Consider the following 5,471-nt stretch of genomic DNA (forward strand, 5'->3'; position numbering starts at 1 on the left):
CTCATACCAATAAAGCCAATAAAAGCAAAGACAAATCCTCCATTGTAAAATAACAATTCAGGGTCTTGTATGAACTCTAATATAAAAGCAAAAACAAAACCGATAAAAATAACGGTTAATGATATATAAAATAAAGAGATTAAAGTAATTAACCCTCGTCGTTCTTCTAAAAACCCCCCCCGTATTTCTAGATAGCGCTCATTAAAGGCATAAAATGGCCCTTCAGAATAAGGGGTTGCACTAAATTGATATTGAGTATGATCCTGAGCCAATTCCTGCTGATATTTTTCAGGATCGATGCGATATTCTTTTTTTCCTATACTTGATTTTTTTTTTAATTCATCATCTTCTTTGCGACGCTCAGCACTGGCAATGGCATATTCCCAGCTCTCCCATTCGATAAAATACATTAATTTTCTCCCGTGACTAATATCATCATCGCCGCTTCATACTCTTTCGAAGCATCGCTATAACCGTTACCTTGCTCTTTATTTAAACGAAAACAGCATTTTTTCATCCACGCCTCTAACTCGGTATCACTGAATACCCATATTAACCCTGTAGTAGCAATGATAAATAGCGTCAACCAAGATACGCGGCGCATTAATAGCGCCTGGGCTTCTTCCGTTGCATATCTCATCGCTGTATTATGTAACAACTGATAAAATAGTGTAAAACCAACGCGGTTACCTGCCTGAGATTCAACCAACAATCGAGCAAACCATGGTTCTGCCAAGCCAATCGCGATTCCCATTTGATTAGTGACCAGAGCAAGAGTTCCAATTGACCTTATTCCATAAAGAAAAACTAATTCCCCACGTTTATATTTAAAAGAATCAACTGCATCTAATATATCCCAATACGCTGAAATAACCCCAGCAACCGTTCCCAAACCCGCAGACATTAACTTAACCTGCCCAAATCGAACATCCGTTACTCGTATGAGAGTGCCGCCGCCATAGTGGCCTAAAATCACCTCTTGCCCCAATGCAAAAAATTCTAACATCGCTGAGGTGGTCAACATGGCACTACTGACCAACATGGCATACTCTCGTGAGTCTTTCGGTAACTGGTATGCCCTAAGCAATAACAATCCACTCTCTAAAAATCCGATAGTGGTGGTCAGGCGCAGCCGATAATAGTTACACTGATGGGCATTGCTTAACGACTGCAACCCTTCGGTAATCCGCCGGTTAAACTGCCCTCGATACATATTTGCATTGATTCCTGGCTGCTCCCTCATCCTCAGAGCCACCGCCCTTCGCCCTAAGCTCGCTCGTAAGGTAAAATTAAGCAGTCTAAATAATCGAGTTGGATTTTGATTCGATGAAATACTGGCACCTAATAGTGCCCGCCCCTGAGTGGTTATCCAAACCAGACTAAGGGGCGCTACCCCTCCAATACGATTTTCTGCTGCAATATAGGCATTTAACTTATCAAAAAAATCCGGCAGCATTTTGCTGTAAGACACTATCTCGTCAAAAGTTTTTGCTGCTGATGATGATGCGCTCTTTTCTTCACCGTCTGAACTCTGGCTATAAACCTGCGTCATCACACTTTTAATCTCATCAATCGCCAGTTGATTATTATGGCAATAGCTTCGCCAGCATAGATTAGCTGGCGTAACGGTTTTCTCAGCCCACCATTGATTTAATAACTGATTTCCCTCACGACTGCCCATTAACCCTAATATGCATAGGCCCGTCTGATGGGAAAAATTAATGCCTTGCGACAAATTGCCATCATCATAGCATTCATCATAAAAACTCAATCCGGCTAATAATGGTGTATTCGCGGAAGAAAGCCAAAGCATGAGATCTGTCGTTCTTTTTGCAGCAGCGCTTTGAGCATCCTGTTCAATATTTTCCGTTTCTTGTTTGAATTTCTGCATTTCATCAGCATCAAGATACTTTAAGTACTTGGTGGCAAATTGCGTATTATATTTACCTGATTTGATCTCTTCCTTTATTTGTGGAGCCAAATAGGTTTCTTTATAGGATTTAGCCGAATCATCTAAAATATCTTCAACGCGCTGTTTGTCGTTAGGAAATTTTTTACCATATTCTTCAAGCGCTTCCTTATATTGGTCGTGAATATCTTGCTCATAAGAATTATATCCACCCCAAGCCCGATTATTCACAAAACTACTTTCTATTTTCTCAATCAGCCCTAACGCCTGTAATTTTTGGCTATTCTTAACCTTATATTGATCTTCCTGCTCCAGCCATGGCTGAATAGTTGATTCAACCGCATCATTGCGCCAGTTACATAATTCCTGAGTAATGCCAATCGGGTCGTGTAATACAAACCCAATACCATTATGTTTTTCTAATTGAGAAACTAGCCCCTGATAGCGCCCCAATGAATCCATAAATTTTTCCATTGGGTAGAGTTGATTCGTATAAGCCGACAACGTTTGTAACGCCGACTCTTCTTCATACACTGAATGTGCAACAAAGGTTTTTAATGCGGTAAAGGTATCGCCGCGTTGACCATCGGCCAAGCTAAGATAAGAGCGATATTCCTGAATAGCCCCCTGATAAAACGGGGTATTAAACAATGCGGATAGGGAAAATTCTGCTACCTGTTTCGGTAAATCATCAGGGGCAATGGCATGAGGCTGCTGGGATTTTGCCTGTGGCACAATGCACTGCAGCGTCGATTTTCCTATGGTTTTATAATAATCCAGCTTTCTCTCCGTTAAGATATTTGGATTAAATAATAAATACAGCGCCTTGATCGTTGCTATTTTTTCAAAAGCAACACAGGCGGCATTAACTCCATCCGTATTCATATCACAGGAAAATTCCGGGAAATCCTCTTTCATATCCTTAGGATCGGACTCAAAAAGCGCACCTTCTTTGGTGACCTGGAAAGCTCGCCAAGATGCTTCGCCCTCCTGTTTTTCTACCAAAATATACAGATAGCCGGCCCGTAGCATTCTGACATTATACTCTGCTGATTGAAGACTTAATTCAGCCACTCCCTGACCTAACTGATGACCCAGCGGTAATATTTCAACGTTTTTACTTCTTCTATCCGTCGGCTGAGGCTTATTGTTATTCTCATTTTTACCAATAATGGAATATCTTAATGGCAATAGAAAGAAATCACCGGACTTATTGCATCTGGCACATCCCCCTCCCGTAGCATTCTGTTCGGCAGCATGATTATTTTCTTGATCCATTTTATTGAGCTGCTGATCCATTTTTGCATTTTTTGCCTCTGTTTCATTCTTTGTATCAGTCATGTCCTTGCTCCTTAAATCCCTGATAGAAATACTGCTGTTTGTGCTTTAATAATATTATTCACACTATTACCCTCTAAAACACCATCGGTAATTAATGCTTCAATATCCTGTCTGTGATTAAATTGTTCACCATATATCAGAGAATAATATCCATAGGCGACGATATCCGATGCCTTACTAAGCTGGAGCCTGTAGGCTTTTTCTATCGCCTGCATCAAACTCGGCTCACATTCCTTTGGTAATTCACGCTGTTCAATTTCTTTAAATAACAAGAGTGTCTTATTACACCATTTTATTTTTTCAATACGCTCTCGTTGATGAGTTGATACTAAACATGGCCTATCCTCAGCAATAACCTGACTATCATGGCTTAACGTGATGACCTCATTGAATCTATCGTTAAAAATATAATGCTCGACGGTGCCTAACAAATTGCTTAATTGCTTAGGGCTCAAGATATCAATAAGCCAGTTTAGTACTCTACGATCGTAGTAACGGAACATATATCTGGTTAGTTGAGACTGATCCTGCAGATCTAACATATTCATTAAATGTTTGATAACCATCTCTGACGATCTTGGACTAACAAACCATCCACAGATAGCATTAGCTGCGAATTGTGTTTCACCTTTCGCGATTAAAACACTTTGTTTAATGAGATCAATGTCCGCAGCGGACAGCTTAAACAGCTGTAGGCACTTGGAATCATGTGAATGCTTATCTTGTGGATCTCGAATAACCCAGCGCTGCTCTGCCGCAATAGTTTCATGCCATGCGATTTGAGGATAAACTCCTGCTCTGGGATCGGTGAGTAACCATATATTTTTATAGGTTTTAATGTAATCAAGTAGAAGGCTGTCAATAAGACTCTCTGGGTGACGTTGCAGTTTTATCATGTCAATTCATTAACCTCTGGGAATCAGCGCATTACCGTCGGCAGCAGCGCTATCCTGTACCGACTGACACGTGGCTGGCAATTCATTCAACACCTGCATTGAATCCGCTCCCATCTTCTGCAACGCAATCGACTTCACCACCACATTCTTCGGACAACCTAACTCAATCCCTCCCGCTTTTAACTTGATATACCCCCCACCGCAGTTCAGCACCAGTTCATCTTTGGCGCTGATAATCACCTTGCCATCCACACTGGCGATCTCCATATCCTGCTTGGCTGCCAGTTGCATGGCATCATTCTGCGCCTGCACTTCGACCTTGCCCTGATTCGCAAACAGCTTCATCCCTGACTGGTGGGCAAACAGACTAATGGCATCTTCCGCCGCTATCGTCAGCTTTTTGCCCACGCCGATATCGGCATTACTGCCGGCAGTAAGATAGACATTACGCGATGCCGCCAACTGCATATCCTCACCGCTAACAATACCGATGCCGTCCGGCGCACTAACCAGTATCGCGCTGGCGGTTAAATCCTTTAGCTGTTGCTCTATCAGGGCTTTCTGCGCCTCGATTTCGGCCACCAGCGCTTGTGCCTGCTCCGCTGCATGATTTAATCCCTGCATCTGGGCGTGAGCCTCTGCCAACAACTGCATCGCCGCAGCCATCTCGCGCACCTCACCCTGTGCCGTAGATTGCCCGTCAGCACTGATAAACAGCCCTTTATCCGCCCGAATTGCGCCCCATTCATCGCTGCGTAGTTCAAATCCTTCCCCACGCTGCTTACGCTCGCCGTCCACCAAATGACCGAGATTAAGCTGGGTTTTACCGTATTCGGTGGCGACTTTGATATGTTCTTTGCCGCGTTCATCATCCATCCGCAGCTTGTTATTGGCCGGGGTGCGGATAACGTTGCGTTTATGGTTGGCGGCAGTGACTAAGTCTGGGTGACGTGAATCGTGCATACCGTGGGCGATATACGGCCGATCCGGATTACCTTCAGTAAAGGCGATGGCCACTTCAGTACCGTCTATTAACGGAAAGTGCATACCGTAGGTTTCACCGGCGTACGGCTTAGCCAGCCGCATCCACAGGCTTTCTTCCCCTTTACGCCATGAGTCGTTCAGGTCGAAGTCCATCTTCACCCGATAACGCCCCTGCACATCCAGATAGCCGTAGGTGTCATTATCCGGGCTGGTCACCCGAGCCGGTAAAGTACCGCTAATGGTTGGCCAGACTAAACGTTCCGGGCGATAAGGACGTAATACATCGTAAGGAATACCGGTAAAGCTAATGACATAGGCCTGCTGACGGTCACCGGCACTTT

The 5,471-nt window shown here is 43.7% G+C and carries 4 protein-coding genes; all 4 read right to left on the reverse strand.

What is annotated here, in order from left to right; translation table 11 throughout:
* On the reverse strand, positions 1-410 hold a 410-nt coding region (locus tag BMZ28_RS17145; protein WP_217639207.1), incomplete at its 3' end, for a hypothetical protein.
* Positions 410-3,250 (reverse strand): T6SS effector BTH_I2691 family protein, encoded by a 2,841-nt coding sequence (locus tag BMZ28_RS17150; protein WP_074825149.1) that lies wholly within the window; start codon positions 3,248-3,250, stop codon positions 410-412. The genes BMZ28_RS17150 and BMZ28_RS17145, both read right to left, overlap by 1 nt.
* A gap of 11 nt (positions 3,251-3,261) precedes the next feature.
* Positions 3,262-4,146 carry a DUF4123 domain-containing protein gene (locus BMZ28_RS17155; RefSeq protein ID WP_074825151.1) on the reverse strand — a complete coding sequence of 295 codons (885 nt, stop codon included), beginning with the start codon at positions 4,144-4,146 and terminating at the stop codon, positions 3,262-3,264.
* Between the two features lie 9 nt (positions 4,147-4,155).
* The coding region (locus tag BMZ28_RS17160) for a DUF2345 domain-containing protein (protein ID WP_139211658.1) at positions 4,156-5,471 on the reverse strand (1,316 nt) is incomplete at its 5' end.

Source organism: Pragia fontium DSM 5563 = ATCC 49100 (assembly GCF_900112475.1).
Classification (GTDB): Bacteria; Pseudomonadota; Gammaproteobacteria; order Enterobacterales; family Enterobacteriaceae; genus Pragia; species Pragia fontium.

Coding starts and splice junctions, on each gene's coding strand:
- BMZ28_RS17155 (WP_074825151.1), bottom strand. CDS start 4,146: ATGATAAAACTGCAACGTCACCCAGAGAGTCTTATTGACAGCCTTCTA.
- BMZ28_RS17150 (WP_074825149.1), bottom strand. CDS start 3,250: ATGACTGATACAAAGAATGAAACAGAGGCAAAAAATGCAAAAATGGAT.